Annotated in this window: 16 protein-coding genes; 15 read left to right on the top strand and 1 reads right to left on the bottom strand. The window is 36.7% G+C overall.

The features are described 5' to 3' along the window. Nucleotides 1-401 precede the first annotated feature (401 nt). The 12 genes from GCWU000282_RS14550 (at nucleotide 402) to GCWU000282_RS14495 (ending at nucleotide 18820) form a co-directional block, all read left to right on the top strand. A complete protein-coding gene (locus tag GCWU000282_RS14550) occupies nucleotides 402-2348 on the top strand; it encodes a hypothetical protein (RefSeq protein ID WP_023355941.1) in 1947 nt (648 codons plus the stop codon). 5 nt (nucleotides 2349-2353) lie between these two features. Continuing rightward, on the top strand, nucleotides 2354-3160 hold the full coding sequence (locus tag GCWU000282_RS14545; protein WP_023355940.1) for a hypothetical protein: 807 nt from the start codon (nucleotides 2354-2356) through the stop codon (nucleotides 3158-3160). Between the two features lie 51 nt (nucleotides 3161-3211). After that, nucleotides 3212-4114, top strand: a complete 903-nt coding sequence (locus GCWU000282_RS14540) for a YitT family protein (protein WP_023355939.1) — start codon at nucleotides 3212-3214, stop codon at nucleotides 4112-4114. A gap of 163 nt (nucleotides 4115-4277) precedes the next feature. Beyond that, nucleotides 4278-6812 carry a glycoside hydrolase family 3 protein gene (locus tag GCWU000282_RS14535; protein ID WP_023355938.1) on the top strand — a complete coding sequence of 845 codons (2535 nt, stop codon included), beginning with the start codon at nucleotides 4278-4280 and terminating at the stop codon, nucleotides 6810-6812. A 12-nt stretch (nucleotides 6813-6824) separates the two neighbouring features. After that, a complete protein-coding gene (locus GCWU000282_RS14530; protein WP_023355937.1) occupies nucleotides 6825-8324 on the top strand; it encodes a response regulator transcription factor in 1500 nt (499 codons plus the stop codon). After that, entirely contained in the window at nucleotides 8321-10102 is a 1782-nt protein-coding gene (locus GCWU000282_RS14525) for a sensor histidine kinase (protein ID WP_023355936.1), read from the top strand. Before GCWU000282_RS14530 ends, GCWU000282_RS14525 begins: the two co-directional genes overlap by 4 nt. 121 nt (nucleotides 10103-10223) lie before the next feature. Continuing rightward, on the top strand, nucleotides 10224-11759 hold the full coding sequence (locus tag GCWU000282_RS14520) for an ABC transporter substrate-binding protein (protein WP_035041198.1): 1536 nt from the start codon (nucleotides 10224-10226) through the stop codon (nucleotides 11757-11759). A 180-nt stretch (nucleotides 11760-11939) separates the two neighbouring features. Further along, nucleotides 11940-12860, top strand: coding sequence for an ABC transporter permease (locus tag GCWU000282_RS14515; protein ID WP_023355934.1), 921 nt, complete (start codon nucleotides 11940-11942; stop codon nucleotides 12858-12860). A gap of 11 nt (nucleotides 12861-12871) precedes the next feature. Continuing rightward, nucleotides 12872-13801 carry a carbohydrate ABC transporter permease gene (locus tag GCWU000282_RS14510; RefSeq protein ID WP_023355933.1) on the top strand — a complete coding sequence of 310 codons (930 nt, stop codon included), beginning with the start codon at nucleotides 12872-12874 and terminating at the stop codon, nucleotides 13799-13801. A gap of 67 nt (nucleotides 13802-13868) precedes the next feature. Next, the gene (locus tag GCWU000282_RS14505) at nucleotides 13869-15044 is read left to right on the top strand and encodes a glycoside hydrolase family 5 protein (RefSeq protein ID WP_023355932.1); all 1176 of its coding nucleotides are present in this window, start codon (nucleotides 13869-13871) and stop codon (nucleotides 15042-15044) included. Nucleotides 15045-15047: 3 nt separating this feature from the next. Further along, a complete protein-coding gene (locus GCWU000282_RS14500; protein ID WP_023355931.1) occupies nucleotides 15048-16685 on the top strand; it encodes a glycoside hydrolase family 43 protein in 1638 nt (545 codons plus the stop codon). Between the two features lie 119 nt (nucleotides 16686-16804). Beyond that, nucleotides 16805-18820, top strand: a complete 2016-nt coding sequence (locus tag GCWU000282_RS14495; protein ID WP_023355930.1) for a beta-galactosidase — start codon at nucleotides 16805-16807, stop codon at nucleotides 18818-18820. 78 nt (nucleotides 18821-18898) lie between these two features. Here GCWU000282_RS14495 and xylA read toward each other — a convergent pair whose 3' ends face one another. Further along, nucleotides 18899-20221 carry a xylose isomerase gene (xylA, locus tag GCWU000282_RS14490; protein ID WP_023355929.1) on the bottom strand — a complete coding sequence of 441 codons (1323 nt, stop codon included), beginning with the start codon at nucleotides 20219-20221 and terminating at the stop codon, nucleotides 18899-18901. 166 nt (nucleotides 20222-20387) lie between these two features. Between xylA and GCWU000282_RS14485 the strand changes: the two genes are divergently transcribed. The 3 genes from GCWU000282_RS14485 to GCWU000282_RS14475 all read left to right on the top strand — a co-directional run bounded on the left by GCWU000282_RS14485 (nucleotide 20388) and on the right by GCWU000282_RS14475 (nucleotide 23918). Then, on the top strand, nucleotides 20388-21332 hold the full coding sequence (locus tag GCWU000282_RS14485) for a helix-turn-helix domain-containing protein (RefSeq protein ID WP_023355928.1): 945 nt from the start codon (nucleotides 20388-20390) through the stop codon (nucleotides 21330-21332). 212 nt (nucleotides 21333-21544) lie between these two features. Beyond that, nucleotides 21545-22657 (top strand): ABC transporter ATP-binding protein, encoded by a 1113-nt coding sequence (locus GCWU000282_RS14480; RefSeq protein ID WP_023355927.1) that lies wholly within the window; start codon nucleotides 21545-21547, stop codon nucleotides 22655-22657. 172 nt (nucleotides 22658-22829) lie between these two features. Then, nucleotides 22830-23918, top strand: a complete 1089-nt coding sequence (locus GCWU000282_RS14475; protein WP_035041194.1) for a PucR family transcriptional regulator — start codon at nucleotides 22830-22832, stop codon at nucleotides 23916-23918. Nucleotides 23919-24010 lie beyond the last annotated feature (92 nt).

Here is a 24010-nt window from a genome sequence, read left to right as displayed (position 1 = left end):
ATTACCAATCTTCGCGAAGAATTAGCAGCCTGGGAAGTCGAGCGAAATATTTTCGCAGCAAAGGTCAACTGGCAATTTCGAACTGTTGATGCCAGAGTAAAGTTGAATTCATTGTATCCTAAGTTTACAACAGCTTCCAGATAGGAAGTTGTTGTAATGCTAAATATCAATGTGCCAGTACACTAGCAGCTATATAAGCCGTAACAGCAGTGATGACAAGTGCACCTGCCTTTACGATTACATTCAGAACAATGTACATATCACAGTTAAAATAAATTTTATTGGAAAAATTCTTTGATTTTTATTCCAAATTTTTAATAAACAACTATGCAAGATAATAGTGTAAATTACTTAAAGTTATGTTATACTATTAGGAGCGAAAAAAATTTAAGGAGGAACCTATGAAAAATAAATTTTTTGTTATCTTACTTAGTGCAGCTGTTGGAATATCATCAGTATTCAGTACTGAGGTTCTGGCCGCAGCTAAAAGTTATTTATATACATCTAAAAAACCCGTTTCTAAAAAGACAATTTATGTTGGTGGAGGCAGTGTTAAATTAAAATATAATATAAACGGAAGAACAAAAGGTATAAAAGGTACCTGGAAGTCCGATAATGCCGGGAGAATTAAGGTAAGCAAGAACGGTACCTGCAAGGCGGTAGGGAACGGAAAAGCTACGGTGAGCTTCACATACAGATTTGGAAGGAAGACTTATACACTTAAATGCAAATTTACTGCGGAAACCAAGGCGGAGGAAGTGAGCCTTCTTAATTCAGCCAATACTACCGACGAAGTAACTGTTGAAAGTGGTACTGATTACAAATTCAAGGCAAAAATTAAACCTGTTGAAGAGGCTGTTGAAATAAACAGTAAAATTAAATCTACAGATAAGGTATTTTACCAGCTGTTTGCAGATGAAGACTGTACGCAGAAAACTAAACTGGGAACCATAGATTCCATCGGTGTTTTTTCTGCAGGCGAAAAGGCAGGAACCTTGTATGTAAGAGCTTCTGCAAAGAAGACCAAAAAGGCGGAAGATGATGTTGTAAGTGATGTTATTAAAGTAAATATCACTGAGGCTAAAACGGATGACGAAGCTGACAAAAATAAGGACAAGAAAGAAGAAGTGCCTAATGCCGGCAAATTACAGCCTGCAAAAATTGAATTATCAAGCAATGCTGTCATAAGGGATTTAAACGGGCAGAACAGTGTATTTTTTGCAGATGTCTATTATAAGATTTTTGACGGAAACGGAAAGGAAATTACAGGCAGCCCTAATATAGTTAACAGCAGATTTACTGTAACCTGGAAGGGGAACAGTATACAGATGAATGAATTGGGGGAACCGGGAAAGGTAACTTTGATTTTACCCGCCAATACACCTAATGTACCGACTCCTATAGGAACTTCAGGAGAGCTTAAAATCAGTTATAAAAATACAAATAACAGTGAAATTACTGATACAAAAACTGTAAGTGTTGTACCGCCTTCCTTTATTACTGATGCTGAATTTAAAGGAGTTTACAGATGTGTATACAGTACAACAAATGCAGCCATTTCTTATGAAACTGTATTGGATAAAGATGTAATAAAGCTCAAAAACGGCGATGAAATAAAGGATTTTGGCAGCTATGCCATGATGAATAATCTGCCTGACAGTTATTATCTGCTCATTAAGGCAACAGATAATTACGGAAATAATATAAATTCAACCGGAATAAGAGATTTTAAGTTAAATGTAGATGTTACGGGAAGTGCAATTATAAGCCTTGATACGGTTCTTGAAAATGGAGTTGAAGTTAAAGAGTCCATCCGTCCGATAACCGTAGACGGAGTAAGCTATCTTACTTATCCGCTCAGGGCAGGAAAAGTTAAGACGGGTGAAATGAATATTACTATCCAGGGTGGTACTATAAGAAAAGTTATAAAGAAAATGATAACTGACGGAAGTTCACTTAAGGCATTTTTCATTACAGGAAGCACTACTTATGTAGGTCAGGATAATATAATTCCTTTTGTGCTTTATACTTCAAGCGGAACCGCAATTAAGGAATACGGAGAAGTGTTGTACTATCTTGGAATTGCAGATCAGGATCCGTTGGGAGTAGGAACAGTAACCCTGTTTCCTGACTCGAAAGTTTTGTCCTCTGCCAAGGGTTCGACGTTTTCAATCAGAAGAAATCCTACCACTAAAGAGGCAGAAATTCATTATATGCCAAATTTCAATGTACTTATGAATAACAATGTCATACAGGATTACGGTACAGATGAAATAACCGTACTTAAGGGCTATGGGCCTGATCTTGAGAGAAAGATACCGATTGTGGTTAGCAAAATGAGGCAATAAGACAGATGGGTAAGAAAGTAGTTAAAATATTTATATTAACAACTATAATTGTTATGTTGTTTATAATCGGTGTGCTTGCTGTATATATTTTTAGATTTAAGGATATAAGTAAACATACACAGAATGAAGCATCTAATATAAAGAAAGAGACTAAGTATGAAAAAAACGGTGTTTTATATAAGTCTCTCCCTAACGTCGAAAAGGAAAAAGTGATTAGAGGAGTCGTCTTCATTGGGGACAAGGAAGATGAAAAGCTTATAAGTTCTGCATATTTTGTAGATTTTAATAAGAAGGAAAATAAAATCAGTTTTTATAATATTCCGGGAGATATGATGTTTGAAGTCTCTAACGAATTGTATAAAGATATCTCCACTTCTCTTGCAGATATACCACAGGTGGTTAAACTGTCACATTTGTATAAATACAGTAAGAGTAAACAGGGGCTTAAAGCCGGTATGCTTATGCTTGAAGATTATTTGGGCTTAGGGTTGTCCCACTATCTTTTTCTAAACAGTGAGGATGCGGAGAAAATATTTTATTTTAATGAAAAGGGTAATTCTACATTTTTACAAAGTTTTGTATATGATATTATAAATGGAAGTAATAAAAATAAATCCAAATTTGTAGCTTCTGTTTATAATTATAAGTTCACAGATATTAAGAAAAAGGGCTATGTGAATATATTGAAAAAGCTAAAAGATGTAAAGACTGAAAATATTAAATTTACAACAATTAAGGGTGAGAAGCTTGATAACGGAGTAGTTATAAATAAAAAAATGATATCACAGAGCTTATCATCAAAAAGTGAATAAAATCAAAATCTGATTTGAAGGAAATAATAAAAAGAGAGGTTATTTTATAACATGATTCAGGCAATTACAAAAATGCAAAAGTCAAAGTACAGAAAGTTTTTTGACGTGATTTTAATTCTTTTAGGAACCTTATGTATGTCGGCTCCGGTTAAGCTGATTTATGAGCCTATGAAGATGGTTATGGGAGGTTTTGGAGGCTTTGCAATAGTTGTAAAGTATTTTGCCGAAGGTTTTGGCTTAGACATTCCGGTATGGTTAACCAATGCAGTACTCAATATTCCGGTATTTATTATAGCTTTCTTTGTAATCGGGAAAGATTTTGTGGCTAAAACTTTACTCGGCGCAGTGTCTTTCGCAGTTTGGCTTTATATTATACCTACTTATGATATCTGTGGAGGAGATTTTCTTTTAGCAGTAGCAATAGGCGGTCTTATGGATGGTGTGGGTATAGGACTTATTTTCCTTACCAATTCTACCAGCGGCGGAACAGACATGGTAAGTGCTATTCTTCATAAGTTTTTCAAGCATTACTCGGTTCCGACTATTCTTTTTGTAGTAGATGGCCTCATAGTAGTTCTCGGTGCATTTGTACTTGGTTTTAGGAATGCTATGTACGGTATTATTACTATTTATGTATTAACAAAGATTTCAGATACTATGCTTGAAGGTGTGAAGTTTGCAAAGCTGGTTTATATAATTTCAGATGAATACGAGAAAATAGCAAGTCTTATTATGAGCGAAATGGACAGAGGAGTTACAGCAATTTCAGCAAGAGGAATGTATACCAATAAGGATAAAAGTATGCTGTTTTGCGTAGTTGGTAAAAAAGAAATTGTCAAAATAAAAGAAATAGCAGCAGTAACCGATCCAAAGTCTTTGATTATAGTCAGTGATGTAAGGGAAGTATTTGGAGAAGGATTTGTTGAGTATAGTCATGACAGTGCTGTGAAATAAGGAGATAGATTTCTTTTATAAATATCAATTACTGTATGTGTGAAATTCTGATTAAAAATTAACTCTGATTAATAATTAGTGCAAAGTTATATAAAACGCCAATTATTTACGCCGTAGGTTGCAAATAGGATAATCATGCAGTCTTATTATTTAAGGAGGGTTTATGCAGAAAAGAATTAGGAAGTACAGTGGTATTAAGAGCGCGGAAGTGTCAAACCGTGAGATTAAGCACAGAGAAATAGCCAGATATGCGGCTACACAGGGCTTTGTGCTTCTAAAAAATGATGGTTTGCTTCCAATTAAAAATGAAACTAAGGTGTTTTTAGCGGGTTCGGGTGCAGTCCATGCAATAAAGGGGGGTACAGGCTCAGGAGATGTAAACGAACGAGAAGTTGTTAATATTTTAACAGGATTAAAAAATGCAGGGGTTACTGTTATAAATGAAGAAGACATTCTTGCTTCGATAGCCGACTATGAAGAGGCACTTTCAGAATATGTTGACAAGATACTTAAAAATATGTCAAATATATCAAGTCAGGACTTCTTTGAATTATTTTTACGAGAGAAAAAGAGAGATTTTAAGAGAATATCCATTACTAAGGATAAGGTAGAAAGTTCAGATGCCGCTGTTTATGTTATTAGCCGGGTAGCAGGAGAAGGTAGGGACAGAGTATTAGAAAAGGGTGATTATTATCTAAGCGATGTAGAGAGTAAAGAGCTTGAGGAGCTTGGTAAGCTTACAGATAAGATTGTAGTTTTAATTAATGCAGGCGGGCCTATAGACGTAAATGAGATATTAAAAAATAAAAGTGTAAAAGCAATAATGAATATCTCACAGCCGGGTATGGAACTGGGTAATGCTGTGGCTGATTCATTGCTTGGAAAGGAAGTCCCAAGCGGCAAGCTTTCAGATACTTGGGCACTTGAGTACAAAGACTATCCTAATGCGGCAACCTTCAGTCATAATAATGGTGATACAGAAAATGAAAGATATACTGAAGGCATATATGTGGGTTACAGATATTTTGACAGCTTCGATGTAAAGCCTGCATTTCCTTTTGGTTTTGGACTCTCTTATACTGATTTTAATATTTCAGAGTACAGGGTAGCTGTAGATAACGGTGAAATAACAGTGGAAGCGAAGATTAGCAATACCGGTGATAAATTTAATGGCCGCGAAGTTGCACAAGTTTATATTGCTTGCCCACAGACAGGAATTAAGAAGGAATTTAAGCGTCTTGTAGGATTTAAAAAGACAAAACTGCTTAAACCGAATGAGAGTGAAGTAGTGAAGATTGCTATTTCTTCCAAGTCCCTTGCTTCGTACAACGAAGAAGAAAGTGCCTGGATAGTTGAAAAGGGTGAATATGGAATATTTATAGGCAATTCATCCGTAAACAATGTTTTAGCAGGAGTGATTGCTGTCAGTGAAGATTATGTAATAGAAAAGACAGGGCACATTCATCCTTTACAGGAAAAGTTGGAAGAAATAGTAAGACCGGACGAAGTAATAAAGGAACTTACGACAAAATGGAAGGAAGAGGCTTGTGCTAAGGGAATCAGGGTACTTGAGTTTGTTCCTACGGAGGAAAATAAGGCTCCGAAAGGACGTGAAGATTTAGACAGTATTGCAAAAGAACTTGCAGTAAGGCTTACTGATGAAGAGATTACAGGACTCTTAATGGGTGAGATAAGTAAAGGTCAGGATAATATAAAGGATAACGAGTTAATAGAAACCGGAATTTGTGTACCGGGAGCAGCCGGAGAAACCACCTGTGCTCTGGAAGAAAAATATGGTATTCCGGGTATATCTATGGCTGACGGGCCGGCCGGACTAAGAGTAATTAGGAATTATGATGTAGACAGAAAATCCGGTAAAATTTATGGTGTTGATTTGATAGGAAGCCTTGAAGGCGGATTATTCAGAAGAGAATATAAAAATGAAAATGTGGATACCTATTATATGTATGCTACGGCCATACCTATAGGAACTCATCTGGCTCAGACTTTTGACGTAGATTTGGTTAAAGAACTCGGTAAGCTCGTCGCAGCTGAAATGACCGAATTTGGTGTAGCCTGGTGGCTGGCTCCGGGACTTAATATTCACAGAAATCCGCTATGCGGAAGAAACTTTGAATATTATTCGGAAGATCCTCTGCTTTCAGGTACTATGGCGGCGGCTATAACTCTTGGAGTACAATCTGTGCCGGGAGTCGGAACTACTATCAAGCATTTTGCCTGCAACAATCAGGAAGACAACAGAATGAGTTCAAACAGTATAGTTTCAGAAAGGGCTCTCAGAGAGATTTATCTGCGAGGCTTTGAAATAGCTGTAAAAACTGCTCAGCCTATGTGTATAATGACTTCGTATAATCTTATAAACGGAATACATACAGCCAACAGCTATGATTTGTGTACTACAGTGGCAAGGGATGAATGGGGATTTGAAGGAATAATAATGACAGACTGGACTACCACAACAGCGGGAGGAAGCAAACCTTTTGCTTGTGCTATAGCCGGAAACGACCTCATTATGCCTGCAAACCGGATAGACATAGATAATATAATGGCGGCTCTTAAAGATGGTTCACTTCCAAGAAGTACAGCCGGAACCTGTGCCGCAAGGCTTATAAAAGTAATTTTCCAGACAATTGGGATGGAGGATGTAAAGGCATATAAAGAACAATTTGGATTTTAGAATGGAAAAGCTATGATTAAATTACAGGTTGTTGAGGATGAAGCCCCAATCAGAAACGGAATATTAAAGCATGTTCCTTTTACGGAACTTGGTGTAGATGAGGTAAAGAGTGCTTCCAGTGCTGAAGAAGCGCTGGAAGTTATGAGTGAGTACAAGCCCGATATTATAGTTTCTGATATCAGAATGCCGGGAATGGGTGGAATAGAGCTTTGTAAGACCTATAAAAATAAAGCTAAAGACTGCCAGATTATATTTATAAGTGGTTTCTCGGATAAGGAATATCTCACTACTGCAATTTCCTTAGGTGCGGTAAGCTACATAGAAAAACCTATTGATATTGAGGAATTGAAGTCCTCTATAAAAAAAGCTGTTGATGCAGTAAATAAATTAAACAGACAGAGAAAAAATCTTTTGCACAGTGTACTTAACCTCCCTCGGGAGGCTGTTATAGATTCTTTGCAACAAAGCGGAGATACAGAAGGATTTTTTCTTCCTCTTCTTTTAATTACCAAAGAGGAAGTTGTAAGTGTAAGTGCGATAGCCAAAAGGCTTGTAGAAATTTTATCTGCGGAAACTAAAGAAGACTATATTACTCTTACAGATTCTTTAGGAAACAATGTTTATTGTATTCTTTTTAAGAGCGGAAAAGCTTGGACGGGCGAAACCGAGAAATTATTGGGTAAGATTATGCTTTCTTTAAGAAAGGAAGATGAACAATGGTTTCTTGCCTTTGGAAATGAAATGAAGGGATTTAGCTGTCCTTTACCGGAGGAGTTAAAGAAAGAAATTTCAAGGCTTAAAAAACAGCTTAACAGTCTGTCTTATCTTGGCTGGAATAATATATCATTTGAAGAAGATGAGACTGCTGACAGATACTTAAGTTTGTCAACAGTTGAAATTGCAGATTTTCAAAAGATGATAAATGCCGGTGAATCCGATAATATGATAAAGTACATAGATAACCGGTGTGATAAGCTTATAAATGATAAGGCAGCAATGAATCTTTCTGTAAAGAACATCTTTTACACCTTACATAATATGATAGAAAAGCATTATGGAGGCAGTACGGAAGATACGATATACGAAGGAAGTTATGTGTTCATAGAAGAAGCCAGGTCGATAAATGAGATTCGTGACTATGTATGCAGCTATATAAGAGAGATAAAAAATATAAAACAAAATGTTTCAAGTCATTATATTATTAAGGAAGTGTGTAGTTATATAGACAGTCATATTTCAAAAACAGACCTTTCGATAGGGGAACTTTCAGAGGTTGCCTGTCTTGCACCTACTTATTTAAGTGCGCTTTTTAGAAAAAAGACAGGAAATACAATAAGTTCATACATTCAGGAAACAAGGATAAATAAGGCTTGTGAGCTGCTTAAAAATCCTGCTTACAAGCAGTATGAAGTCGCAGAGATGGTAGGCTATGATGATGCCAAGTATTTTGCCAAGGCTTTTAAGAAGAAGATGGGGCTTACACCATCAGAATATAGGGATAATATGCCATGAAACCGGTAGAAAAAATAAAAAATAAATTCAATGCACTACCTTTAGGAATAAAAATGCATCTGTCTTTTGTGCTTCCAATAGTTATACTTTTGGGAGCATTACTTTTAGGCATGGGTTCGGTTTTTGAAAATCTGTATAAAGATCAGATTAACTACAGCATTGAGAGGGCAAACACTCAGGCGGATGCATTTATCAGTAATTATCTTAGTAACCTAAAATTTATTGTTGACCAGATAAAGTCGGATCAGGAAATAAGAGGGATACTTGAAGATAAAGACTTTGGGAAAAAAAGAGATTTAGGGGAGAATTACAGAGAGTTTTTAGCCTTGAACTCTGCTTTTCAGTTCATTGGAATAGCCCATCCCAACTATAAATTAGGAATGTTTCTTAAAGATAATGTTGTATATACCAATAATTTTCACTATTTTTATCCTGAATCAAATCTCTCCGAGATTTTAGACTCTGCTTCGAAGAATACTTATATGGTTATGAAGATTAAAGATAATATAAAAGTAAATGAATACCTAAGCTTTGTAACCAAGTATGATATAAGGAAAACGGACGGAAATACAGAAACCTATGCGATTATGTCACAGGTAGATATAGAGAAGCTAAAAAAGGTGCTTGACAGCGCAAAGAGTGTGGAAGGTGCACTTATGTATCTGGCTGATGAAAAAGGAAAAGTGCTCGTTAAGCCTGCAAACAGAACAAGTATAGAACTGCCTGATGACATAGAATATAATGCAATGAGGCTTGTAAAGCTTCGTGATGGGGAATTTTATTTCACTCAGAGATTAATGGAAAATAACTGGCGCATTGTCAGTCTCATTCCTAAGGCAGAAGCAGAAAAAAAGAGCAGTATTGTGGTAATTATGTACATAACGGCTATTTTGATTATGATTGCCATAGTTTATACCATTTCTTTAGTATTTTCAAAATATTATTCAGGAAAAATATTTGCGCTCAAAAAACGGGTAAATGATATAACAGAGGGCAATTTATCCGTAAAAAATAAAAAGACGGATGCAAGTACCAAAGATGAAATGGATGAGCTTTACAATAATTTTGAATTTATGGTATCTGAAGTAAAGAGGCTTATGAAGGAACAGTATAAGCTTGGTAAGGATGTTACAAGGGCTGAAATGAGGGCTTTACAGGCTCAGATTAATCCGCATTTTCTGTATAATACCTTAGATTTGATTAATTGGGGTGCACTTGATTACGGAGCAGAATCGGTAGCAAAGATAGCCAGGGATCTGGGACAGTTTTACAGACTGAGCCTAAATCATGGAAGTGCTGTGATAAGTATAGCGGAGGAGCTTCTTCATGCAGAGAGCTTTATAAGGATTGAAAATGTACATTATGAAGGTGCAATTCACCTTGAAATTGAAGTTGAAGAAAACATAAAACAATATGCCTGCCTTAATATTCTTTTACAACCCTTTGTGGAAAATGCCGTAGTGCATGGCATAGCTGAACATCCTGCCATAAAAGAGATGCATATAAAGATTACGGCTAAGAAGATAGAAGATGATATAGAATTTCACATCATAGATGACGGAGTCGGAGTGGACAAGGAAGAAATAGAAAAACTTCTTGAAGATCTTCCTGTGGGAGGATTCAGAGGCTTTGGCATAAATAATGTAAACTTTAGGCTTAAGCTCTGCTATGGGGAGGACTATGGTATAAAATATGATAATATTAAGCCGCATGGTACTGATTTAACTATAAAAATAAAAGCTTTGACAATAAAGGAGTTAGAAGAAACTTTGATGTAGATACATAAAAATTTCCCCCTTTTCTTAAATTCGTCTGTGTAAAATCTAAGAAAAATGGATTAGAATTATGCCAATAGGAAACCATATGAAATTTTATTAGATGGTTAAAAGGAGGAAAAGAATGAAAAAGAGAATGTTGTCTGCTTTAGTTGCATCCTGTCTTATTGTAGGAAGTCTGGTTGGTTGTGGTGGTCAGGGTAATACCGTTAAGACCTCAAATACCTCAAATACAGCAAGTACTGCAAAGTCAGGGAGTGCGACTAATAATTTTTCGGAAGAAGTAAATCTTACTATGTATGTAGTAAGTGATAGACCTGCGGGACAGGACCTGATAGATGAGAATTTCAATAAACTCCTCAAAGAGAAAATGAATACAACCCTTACTATCAACTGGATTCCTTGGTCGGATTTTGCAAATAAATATCCGCTTTTGTTCTCATCAGGTGAAGAGTTTGACATGGCCTATACATCAAACTGGCTCAACTGGACACAGCTTGCAAGAAAAGGTGCTTTTATGCAGCTTGATGATTTATGGGAAAAATATGCACCTGATAATTTCAAAAATACGACTGACAACGCAAAAAAGCAGGCGAAGGTAGATGGCCACTACTATGTAATACCTACACAGCTTGCTACATATAAGGGCTATGGACCTATCTACCGTACAAAGTTTGATGATGGAAAGGAATATACTGAAGAAGTAAAAGACTTTGAAAGCTATGAGAAATACTTAGACTGGGTTAAAGCGAATGAACCTGGAATACAGCCTTTTGAAGTATATGCAGAAGGAACAGCCGCTGATGATAACTGGATGTACATCAATGGTTTCTGCAACTCAAAAGGTGCTACAAACGACTTCCTTTTCTTCGACCCTAAGGAAGCAAATCCTAAGCTTTTCACATATTATGAGTATCCTCAGGTAAAGGATTATCTTTCCATGATGAAGCGTTGGAATGAAAAAGGCTTCTTCTCAAAGTCAGCTCTGTCTGATACAGACGCAACAAAGACACAGAATGGTGTAGCTGCTACAAGGCTTCACAACATAGATACTTATGGAGGGTATTATTCAATGCATCCTGAGTGGAATTTTAAATTTGCTGACTTTGTTAAGTATGAGGCACATCTTCCTTATACACAGGATGCCCTTGCTATATCCCATACCTCAAAGAACCCTGAGAGAGCCCTGGCATTCTGGAATCTTGTAACCACAGACAGAGAAGTTTACGATGCATTTTATTTTGGTGTACTTGGAACAAGCTACGAGCTTAACGACAAGGGACGTTTCACATTGCTTGATACTAACAATTACAACACATCAGCTATGTGGGCTGTAAGAACCAATGAGTTTCACCGTATGGACGCTAAATACCCTGACTCCTACGAGACACTTCGTAAGGAATGGGAAGAGAAGATAAAAGCTGATGATACAGCAGAAAAATTCTCATCTTTTATTATAGATACATCTAAGATTGAGACAGAATATGCAGCTTGCAACAGCGTACATCAGCAGTACTGGTGGCCACTAGAGCTTGGTTATACTGATATCGACAAAGGTCTTGCTGAGTATGAAGAAAAGATGAAGGCCGCAGGAATTGAAAAGGTTAGAGCTGAAATACAGAAACAGCTTGATGAATATGTAGCGGGACTTAATAAGTAAAGTTGATATTTATAATATAGAAGAGTGCAGTACCTTAGGGGTGCTGTGCTTTTCTTTTATTATCATTATGTAACATATTTAAAAGCATAAAAATTTCCCCTTTTTCATAATTATATAAGTGTAAACTTTGACAATAAAAAGTTACAATTAAGAAAATGAAACAATGAAGAGGAGGTAACAATGAAATCAAATGGATTTTTAGCAGAATTTAAGAAAAACAAACCTCTGTTTGTTATGATTTTGCCTGCAGTTGTTCTTACTGTTGTAATGGCATATCTTCCTATGTCAGGACTTATTTTGGCATTTAAGAATTACCGTTTTGATCTTGGAGTATTTGGAAGTGACTGGAACGGTATAGAGAACTTCAGATATTTGTTTGAATCAGGTACAGGATGGCTCATTACTAAGAACACCATAGTTTATAACCTGGTCAACCTTATAACATCACAGTTACTTGCTATACTCATAGCAATCTTTATTTCGGAAATTAACAAGAAATTTTTCAAAAAAATATCACAGTCTTTAATTTTCTTGCCTTACTTTATTTCATGGGTAATAGTGGGAACCTTTGTATTTGCAATCTTTAATTATGAAACAGGTTTATTAAACAGCATAATCAAGGCTTTAGGCGGTGATCCGGTAAATGTATATGAGATGCCGGGAATCTGGCCTGTAATCATAGCCTGCTTCAACTCTTGGAAATGGTGTGGTTATAATTCGGTTATATATATAGCTGCCATTGTAGGCGTGGATGCAGAGATATATGAGGCTGCATCGGTAGACGGAGCTAATATTTTTCAAAGAATCAGAAACATTACTCTTCCTTCAATAAGGGCGACCATTATAACAATGCTTCTTCTCAATGTAGGGCGTATCCTTCGCGGAGATTTTGAAATGTTCTATCAGATAGTTGGACAAAACGGACAGTTATTCAACGCAACCGATGTTATTGATACTTATGTATTCCGCTCCCTCTTGCAGAACTCTAACTTAGGAATGAGTGCGGCGGCCTCGCTTTATCAGTCGGTATTATGTTTTGTGATAATTATAGTTGTCAATAGGATTGTGAAAAAGGTAGACGAATCAAACGCTTTATTCTAAAGGAGGAAAATATGGCAACAAAAAATAAAGATATGGAAAGCAGCGGTTTAGGCTCTAAAGTTAAACTCAGCTTGTCTTCAAAAATATTTTATATATTGGCTTATGTATGTGTAGGTTTGATGGCGCTTATCTGTATCATACCGTTTATAGTGCTGATATCGGGTTCATTTACTTCCGAGAACTATATAAGGACACAGGGATACAGCCTTTTTATAAATGAATTTTCAACAAAAGCTTATGAACTTATATTTAGGAATCCGATTACGGTATTTCGTGCTTATGGAGTATCTATCCTTATAACCGGAGTAGGAACTGTTTTAGGTACATTGTTAATAACTATGACAGCCTATGTAATTTGCAGAAAAGATTTTAAGTACAGAAACCATTTTTCATTTTTCTTCTACTTTACAACACTTTTTAATGGTGGTATGGTTTCTACCTATATTTTCTATATTCAGTATCTGAGATTAAAGGATAGCCTATGGGCGCTTATTTTACCGGGACTTTTTAATGTATTTTATTTACTCATAATGAGGAGTTTTGTAAATACTATTCCACCTTCTCTCATAGAAGCATCAAAAATTGACGGAGCGGGCGAGTACAGGATTTTCTTTCAGGTAGTGTTCCCTCTGCTTAAGCCGGGTCTTGCTACAGTAGGTTTATTTATGGCACTTGGATACTGGAATGACTGGTATAATGCAATGCTCTATATCAACAGTAATGTTAAGTTTCCGCTACAGTATATGCTTTATAATCTCCTCCAGCAGACTCAGGCTCTTGCAAGGATAGCTTCGCAGTCAGGTATTAGCGTAGCAGATTTACCTTCCAACAGTCTTAAGATGGCAATGGCGATAGTTGCTACCGGTCCTATCCTTCTGGTATATCCGTTTGTACAAAAGTATTTTGTAAAGGGAATTACAGTTGGTTCAGTAAAGGGATGATAATTAAGAAAAAATATATTGTTAGGTATTTAACGAACTAGGTTTAATGGTTTAGAAAGGTATAAGTATGAATACAAGAATAGATAAGGTAAAGGGTGTTAATTTAGGCAACTGGCTTGTGCTGGAAAAATGGATGAGTCCTGAACTTTTTGAGGGAACAACTGCAGAAGACGAATACTATCTGCCGACACAGCTTTCAAAAGAGGTGTATGAGGCAAGAATTCGTCAGCACAGAGCAGAATATATTTCAGAGAGAGATTTTGTGCATATAAAATCTCTTGGATTAAACTCAGTAAGAATACCGGTTCCATACTTTATTTTCGGAGACAGAGAACCGTTTATCAGTTGTGTTGAAGAACTTGATAAGGCATTTAACTGGGCTGAAAGATATGAGATTAGTATTCTTATAGACTTACACACAGCACCCGACAGCCAGAATGGTTTTGATAACGGAGGTATAAGTGGAGTGTGTAAGTGGTCAAGTGAACCTGAAGAGGTTGAATTTGTGCTTACCGTACTTGAAAGGCTTGCCAAACGTTATGGTGAAAGAAAAGGACTTTGGGGTATTCAGATAATAAATGAACCTGTATCGGAGGAGTTGTGGGATATGGTTCAAAAGAGATATCCCCCTGTGGATAAGGAAAAAGCTGAGGGTTCAGGTCCTGTCACAAGCAAATTCCTACGAGAGTTTTATGTAAATGCTTATGACAGAATGAGAAAATATCTTCCTAAGGAGAAGTATGTAGTATTTCATGATGGCTTCCGACTTAAAGAATGGAAGGACTTTATGAGGGAGGATAGATTTGAAAATGTAGTACTGGATACTCATCAGTATTTAATGATGGCTGAAATGCAGGGAGCTGCACAAAACCTGGATTCCTACGTAAAATTTATAAAAGATGTGTATGAAGCGGATGTAAAGGAAATGCAGGAGTATTTTCCTGTAATCTGCGGAGAATGGTGTCTGTTTAATTCTCTTGCCTGCGGCAGAGATACCAAGGGAGGTCAGTCTGTATTAAACGGAGAGATGGAAGACATAACTAAGGTGCTCAGTGATGAAGAAAAGAAGCATATTTATAAAACTCTATGTAAGGCACAACTTGCAGCTTGGAATCAGGGAAGCGGATATTATTACTGGAGTTACAAGCTGCTTACAGATACTGTAAATACAAAAGGCTGGGAAGGCTGGGAACCTTGGGATCTTGGTAGAAGCGCCGCCTTTGGCTGGTTTGAAACGGAGTAGATTATGATAAAAAACCCTATACTCACAGGATTTAACCCCGATCCCTGCATTTGCAAAAAGGGAGATGACTTTTATATTGCAGTATCTTCCTTTGAATGGCTACCCGGAATCCCTGTATATCATTCTAAGGACTTGAAGAATTGGGAATTGTATACTCATGTCTTAACATTAGATTCACAGGTTGAGCTTAGGAAGCTTCCGTCCGCAAAAGGAGTATGGGCACCCTGCCTTACCTATTGTGAGGAAGAAGATAGTTTTTATGTGATTTACGGCGTGATGAATTCAATGAATGCAAGGTATTTTGATATAGATAATTATTTAATAAAAGCAAAAGATATCAGAGGACCTTGGACAGAGCCTGTATACCTTCACTCTGCAGGCTTTGATGCCTCAATTCTTCACGATGACGATGGGAAAAAATACATAGTTTCTTTAGAATGGGAGACCAGAGACGGTTACGAAAAACCCGGTGTAATCTGTGTCGCAGAGTACGATACGGTAAACAAATGCTTAAAAGAATACCCTAAACGAGTGTATAACGGTGGTACAGACAGGGGATGTATTGAAGCGCCTCATCTTACCAAAAGAGGAGAATACTATTACCTTATGTGTGCAGAGGGAGGGACAGGATATAATCATTGTGTTACCATGGCAAGGTCGAAGTCTCCTTACGGACCGTTTGAAAAGGATCCGACGAATCCGATACTCACTTCATCACCTAATAATTCTGATGAAAGGGCGGACTGGGATCACCTGAAGCCAAAATACTATAATCCGGATTCAATCTTACAGAAGTCAGGACATGGAAGCTATGTCAATCTGGATGAGAAAAATGCATATCTTGTTCATCTCTGTGCAAGACCTTTTGTACCTGAGCTTAGATGTACTTTGGGAAGGGAAACAGCTATTCAGAAAATGATATGGACAGAGGATGGCTGGCTTCGTCTTGCTGATGGAAGCAATCTTGCTAAGCTTGATACAGAGGAAACCGGCTTGGTTGAATTTGATGCGGAAATACTTCCTGACAGGGATGATTTTGACAGAGAAGTTTTAAGAAAAGATTATTATTCACCAAGAATATTTCCAAGCGACTTTACAGACTACAAAAGTAGAAGGGGATTTGTTAAACTTCGCGGACAGGAATCATTATCCTCCCTCAACAAAGTAAGTCTGCTTTGCAGAAAGCTGCCGTCAGTCAATGTAGAAGTTTCTGCCGGTTTGGACTTTAATCCTGAGATATATCAGCATAGTGCCGGGCTTGTGCTTTATTATGACAATATGAACTATATTGCTATAAGAAAATATTATTCAGATACTCTTAAGCAACCGGCGATTGCAATTATTTCTTTGGAAAATGGAGAAAAGAAGGAGTTTCTTGATACAAGGACAGCCGTAGATGGCAGACCGGTTTGTTTTGAGCTTATAGTGTCTGAAAGAAAAAGCTTTTTTAAATGGGGCTATGAAGGAGAGGAGACAAAACCTATAGGACCGGTATTTGATACAAGTAAACTCTCTGATGAATACTGTAAATACGGCGAGTTTACGGGTACGATGGTAGGCATTTTTGCGGTTGACAGTATGTTCCATAAGAAGGAAGCTGATTTTGATTATTTTAGTGTAGTTGATAAAAAAGATCTTTAATCAGCAATTTAAGCAGGATATAAAATTTAATCTAAGGCATCTGTAGCCGACATAATCTCATATTATTGAGTTATACTGACTACAGATGTTTTCAGTTAATCGGATAAGGAGTATGGGTTATGGAAAATGAATTCTTGTACGGCTGTGCATATTATCCTGAGTATATGCCTTATGAGAGGATAGATGAAGATTTTGCGCTTATGCAAAAAGCCGGTATGAATGTGGTAAGGATTGCTGAGTCTACCTGGAGTACGTTAGAACCAAGGGAAGGTCAATATAACTTTTACTACATTGATGAGGTATTAAAAAGGGCCGGTCAGTATGGGCTTAAGGTAATAATAGGAACACCTACTTATGCAATACCTTCCTGGCTTGCAAGGCTCGATGAAAATGTGCTTGTGCACACCAAAAACGGAGATATGAAATACGGTAAAAGGCGGATATTCAACCTTTTATCGGATACTTATATATTCTACGGAAGTAGAATAATTCGCAAGCTTTTGGAACATACTGTAAATCATCCTCAGGTAATTGGATTTCAGATAGATAATGAAACCAAACATTATGACAATTACGGAGCAGAGATTCAGGAAGGTTTTGTAAATTTTCTTAAAAGCAGATATTCCGATATAGAGGAGTTCAACAGAGATTACGGTCTTGCATACTGGAGTAACAGCATACATTCCTGGGAGGATTTTACAGATATATCCGGTACTATAAATGCGAGCCTTTCCTGTGAATTTGAAGAATTTCAAAGAGAAACGGCGGTTAATTTCCTAAAAATGCAGGCTGAGATTATAAATGAATATAAAAATCCTAATCAGTTTATTACACATAATTTTGATTTTGAATGGCATAAGTTTGGTGCGGATATAGCTCAGGACGGCTATTCTTATGGAGTACAGGATGGTATTAACCATTTTAATGCAGCTAAGTCATTGACACATGCAGGGACTGATATCTACCATCCGACAGGATTTAAGCTTACAGGAGCAGAGATAGCATTTTGTGGGGATGAAATAAGAAACCTTAAAAATGATAATTACTTCGTACTTGAATGTCAGTCGCAAGCTTTTAAGTATTGGTGTCCTTTTCCGAAACAGCTAAGGCTTCATGCTTTCAGCCACATAGCCTCAGGGGCTGATGGAATTTTGTATTGGAACTGGCATTCCATCCATCAGAGTTATGAAACTTACTGGAAAGGTATCTTAAGTCATGATTTAAAACCGGGAAGAATATATGATGAAATATCACAAATCGGTAATGAGATAAAGACTTTAACTAAGGAAAAACTTTGTATAAAGAAGAATAATAAAATTGCCCTGTTGGTTGATACCTTATCTCTCAGTGCCTTTAAGTGGTTTCCGATTGATAAAAATCTAAGTTATAATGATGTCGTTAGATATATTTATGACAGCCTTTATGAAAAAAACTTTGAGTGTGACGTTGTGTTCTCAGAATGCGCGGATATAAGTAAATATGAGGCTATAGTCTGCCCTGCTTTATACTGTGTATCTGAGGCACTTCTAAAAAGGTTGGATGACTTTGTAAAAAACGGTGGAATACTAATAGGGGGATTTCGCTCTTTTGTAGCCGATAGGAAGGTAAGTGTATATAAAGAGACTTTACCGGCAGGACTTACAGAATGTTTTGGTATACATTATGATGAATTTACCCATACATTGAATATGAAAGTTGGAGGCAGGGAAGTTAAGTATGTAGCTGAGCTTATAACAATTGATAGTGCTACAGAGCTCTATCCTTATGAACACAGGTATTGGGACAGATATTCAGCAATCACTTGCAATGAGTATGGTAGGGGTAAGGCTTATTATATAGGGGCTTATCCGGATAAGGAAGTGCTAAAAAAAGTATTGAACCAAGCTTTGGCTGAAATTAGAAAAAAGCAGAACGTGCCTATAAGCGCAGGTTTTCCTATAATTACCAGAAGCGGAGTTAATGAAGCGGGTGAAGAACTTACCTATGTGTTTAACTATTCATTATCTGATGCAGATATTTTTATAGACGGAGACAATGAAACCGGATATAAGGATATTATAAGCGGTAAAAGCTATGTAAAGGGTGATAAGATTAAGCTTGAGGATTGGGACTTGGTGGTACTAAAGAAAATGTAAATATAAACTACCGCACATACAACAGAATTTCTTGTTGATACCGTGCGGTAGTTTTTCTAAGTTATTGAATAATTTTAACTAAACTTCTCCAAACAGGTTCTGATTTAATGCAGCCTGTAAATATTCCTGTCTTCCGCTGCCCGGCATAGCAGGAGCACCCATTTCCTCGGCATAAGCCGCAAGTTCCTGCAGGCTTGCTGACTTGGAGCGGATTTTCTTTCCTATTTCACTTTCAAAGCTCTTATAACGCTCTTTAATAAAGTTATCCAGAGTTCCTTCTTCTATAAGTTTGGCAGCCTTGATAAGTCCAAGTGCAAAGCTGTCCATTCCCAGTATAAATCCGTAGAACATATCCTCGTAAGTATAACTTGGGCGGCGATTCTTTGCATCAAAGTTAAAACCGCCCGTAAGTCCGCCGTTTTTAAGAACTTCGTACATACACATTGTTGTGTCATATACATCAAACGGGAATTCGTCTGTATCCCAGCCGAGAAGCATATCGCCCTGGTTGGCATCTACACTTCCGAGCATTCCGTTAATAGATGAAATACGAAGTTCATGTTGGAAACTATGTCCTGCAAGAGTAGCATGATTAGCTTCTATATTTAATTTGAAATCTTTATCAAGTCCATATTGTCTAAGGAAGCCGATTGCAGTAGCGGCATCAAAATCATACTGATGTTTCATTGGCTCCTTTGGTTTTGGTTCTATGTAAAAATCGCCCTTAAAGCCAATGCTGCGACCGTACTCGACAGCCATTTTCATTAAGTTGGCTATATTTTCCTGCTCAAATTTAACGTCTGTATTTAACAGGGTTTCATATCCTTCTCTGCCGCCCCAGAATACATAACCGCGGCCACCCAATTTAACGGTGATATCAAGAGCTTTCTTTATCTGCGCTGCGGCAAAACAGTAAACATCGGCACTGTTGGTAGAACCGGCTCCGTTTACAAACCTTGGGTTACTGAACATATTGGCAGTTCCCCATAAACATTTGATATCGGTTCCCTTCATTTTCTCGAGAATATAATCTGAAATTTCGTCAAGACGGGAATTCGTTTCTTTAATATCGCAAGCTTCAGGCACCAAATCTACATCATGAAAACAGAAATATTTGATTCCCAGTTTTTCCATAAATTCAAATCCGGCATCTACCTTTGCTTTTGCATGCTCCATGCTGCCTTTTTCAAGACCGAAGCTTTTATCGGCTGTATCCCTTCCAAACATATCTGTTCCCGCAGCGCAGAGATTATGCCACCAGGCCATGGCAAATGGGAGATGCTCCTTCATCGTCTTTCCGAGAACGATTTTCTCTGCATCATAATAGTGAAAAGCTAAAGGATTTTTTGAATTCGCACCTTCGTATTTTATTTTAGGTATATTTTGAAATAGTTCTGACATAACGGGTTCCTCCTATTCTTAGATTGAAGTTTTGTTTATATGTAGATTATAGGCTATATAGTAATTATCTACAATTATTTTTCTGCGATTTTAATATGACAATCTTGCGATTTTTTGATATAATGATACGAGTATCAAAAGTATAAAAATTTGAAAGAGATTATTTATGAGTCAGGAATACGAATTTGTCAGGTATAGCCGCCTGCATCATATAAAAGTATTTTTAAATAAAATACAGTACAGAAACTATCATACACATAATGCATTTGAAATTTTTCTTGTGCTTGACGGTGAGGGGACTTTATCGTTACAAAATGAAGTTATAAAATTGATGCCGGGTTCGCTTATTATTATCAATCCGTATGAGCCACACGAAATTCAGACAGGGAATGAAGCGGTGTTAGGATTGTTTCTGCAGGTATCCAGACATTATTGTAAGGATTATTTTCCATATTTTTCAAACCTGTCATTTTCAAATTGTTCCTTATCGGAAAACATATCAGAACTAAGGAAAGTTATATTTCAGATTGCCTTTTGTTACCTTGAAGCAAAGCCTCTTTTTGAGATAGAACTGGTTTCATTGGTGAGCGGACTATTTTGCAGACTTATGAAGGATTTTCAATTCAGCATTTTAAATGAACACAATCACTCGTTAAGAGAAAAGAAGAATCAAAGAATGAAAAGAATTACAGCTTACATTAACGATCATTATACAGAGGCTGTAAGGCTTTCGGAACTTTCAGATATAGAAGGGCTTACAACAACTCATATCTCGCATCTTTTTAAGGATTATTACGGTATTACTTTTCAGAATTATTTAAATAATCTTCGTTTTGAAAAAGCAATGACACTTATATTAAATACGCAGCTTTCCCAAATGGATATAGCCCTATCCTGCGGATTCTCCGATGCAAAATATCTTTCTTCCATAATAAAGAAGAGATTAGGATGCAGTTTGAGTGAATACAGAAAGCTGGCAGTAAAAAATATAAATAATGAAGCTGTAAATAAGGAAAAACACCTGCTGGAATATAAATATTCAGATGAGGAAGGGGTAGTTCTTTTAAAAAAATGGGAACAAAAATTAAGTAAAGTAAAATTTGCCCAATAATTAAAAGAAAAATTGTACAAGTTTTCTATATTATGTATACTTTTAATGTTTTTAGGACAAAACTAACAAAAATGAAGCTTTGATTTTGTGTAAAAAAAGAATGGTTTAGTGAGTTCTGATAGTGTATATTATTATACAGAAGTTTTGTTGCACTATAATAAAATTTGAACGGATTTATAAAATCTAGAAAATGTTTTTAAAGGGAGGCTGTTATGGCAAGTTTATCATTAAGAAATGTTACAAAGAAGTACCCAAACGGTTTTGAGGCAGTTAAGGAATTCAACCTTGAAATCGCAGACAAAGAGTTCATTATTTTCGTAGGTCCTTCGGGTTGTGGTAAGTCTACTACACTTCGTATGATCGCAGGTCTTGAGGAGATTTCGGGCGGAGATCTTTTCATTGGCGATAAGAGAGTAAATGACGTTGAGCCTAAGGACAGAGATATTGCGATGGTATTCCAGAACTACGCTCTTTATCCACATATGTCAGTATTTGACAATATGGCTTTTGGTCTTAAGCTTAGAAAAACTCCGAAGGAAGAAATCAATAAACTTGTTAATGATGCAGCCAGAATTCTCGACCTTGAGAAACTTCTTGATCGTAAACCTGCCGCTCTTTCAGGTGGACAGAGACAGCGTGTAGCTATGGGACGTGCTATAGTTCGTAACCCTAAAGTATTCCTTATGGATGAGCCTCTTTCAAACCTTGATGCTAAGCTCCGTGTGCAGATGCGTATTGAAATCAGTAAGCTTCATCAGAGACTTGAGACAACTATTATCTACGTAACACATGACCAGACGGAGGCTATGACTCTCGGTACAAGGATCGTAGTTATGAAGGATGGTTATATTCAGCAGGTAGATACTCCTCAGAATCTTTATGAGAAACCTGTTAATAAGTTTGTTGCAGGATTCATCGGATCTCCTGAGATGAACTTTATAGATGCGGTAGTTAAGAAAGAGGGTGAAGGAGCAACTCTTGAGTTTGCGGGCTTTAAGATTAAGCTTCCTAAAGATAAGGCTAAGGCTCTTCTTGATGGCGGTTATGACGGAAAGACTGTTGAATTCGGTATCCGTCCTGAGGATATTCATGATGAAGAAGTATTTATCAATAACTCACCTGATACTACTTTTGATGCTACAATTAAGGTATACGAGCTTCTTGGTGCGGAAGTATTCCTTTACTTCCCTGTCGGTGATGTAGAGTTTACCGCAAGAGTTAATCCTCGTACTACCGCAAGAGTAGGCGACACAGTTAAATTTGCTCTTGATCTTTCAAAGATGCATATTTTTGATAAAGAATCAGGACTTGCAATCGCATTTTAAGTTAGCGTAATAATTTGAATTTAGTAAAATAATATTAAACTCCGGCCGGTCTCATCAGAAATTTTTAATATGAGACCGGCTTTTCTTTACTTTTTTTAAAATGAATGGTAGAATGTAATGTGATAACTAACTTAAGTAACTTTAGACAAATTTTAATATGTGGGGTGAGTCAATGATATCAAATCAGATTTTACAGAGTACCATTGAAGGGCTTAAGGCTATTACAAGGGTTGATCTTTGTGTGATGGACACTGAAGGAAAGAATCTTGCTTCAACTTTTGAAGAAGCAGAACAGTATGAAGAAGCAGTTCTCAATTTTGCGGAATCACCTGCTGAAAGCCAGGTGCTTTCAGGAAATCAGTTTTTCAAAGTTTTTGATGAACAGCAGCTTGAGTATATCATCCTTGCAAGGGGTGATAATGATGATGTATATATGGTAGGAAAAATTGCAGGTTTCCAGATTCAGAATCTGCTTATTGCCTATAAAGAAAGATATGATAAGGATAACTTTATCAAGAATCTGTTGTTGGATAATCTTCTTTTGGTTGATATCTATAACAGAGCAAAGAAGCTTCATATTGATGTGGAAGCCAGACGTATAGTTTTCCTTATTGAAACTAAAAATGAGAAAGATTCCAATGCCCTTGAAACGGTAAGAAGTCTTTTTACAGGTAAAACCAAAGATTTTATTACGGCAGTAGATGAAAAAGATATTATAGTGGTTAAAGAACTTAAGCCGGGTGAAAGCTATGAAGATATGGACAAGGTAGCTAAGACCATGCTTGATATGCTTAACTCTGAAGCTATGTCTTCGGTGAATATTTCTTATGGAACAATAGTTCCTGAAATTAAAGATGTATCCCGTTCTTATAAAGAGGCTAAGATGGCTCTTGATGTAGGAAAGATTTTCTATGCGGATTACAATATAGTAGGTTATAACAACCTTGGAATAGGAAGACTTATATATCAGTTACCAATGCCGCTTTGCAAGATGTTTATCAGAGAGATATTTGACGGTAAATCTCCGGATGAATTTGATGAGGAGACCTTATCAACCATCAATAAGTTTTTTGAGAACAGCTTAAATGTTTCTGAAACTTCAAGACAGTTATATATTCACAGAAATACTCTTGTATATCGTCTGGATAAGCTTCAGAAAACAACTAACCTTGATATAAGGGTATTTGATGATGCTATTACCTTTAAGATTGCACTTATGGTAGTTAAGTACATGAAATATATGGAGAACTTAGAATACTAATGATTAATAATGATAGAAAGAAAAGGCTTTCAGAGAATAAGAAATTATTCTCTGAAAGTGCTAATTCAGATAAGAATCTTGAAATGGATATT

The sequence above is a fragment of the Catonella morbi ATCC 51271 genome, from assembly GCF_000160035.2.
GTDB classification, from domain to species: Bacteria; Bacillota; Clostridia; order Lachnospirales; family Lachnospiraceae; genus Catonella; species Catonella morbi.
Note: the sequence above shows the minus strand (reverse complement) of the source record. Positions and strands in the feature narration are given on the sequence as shown.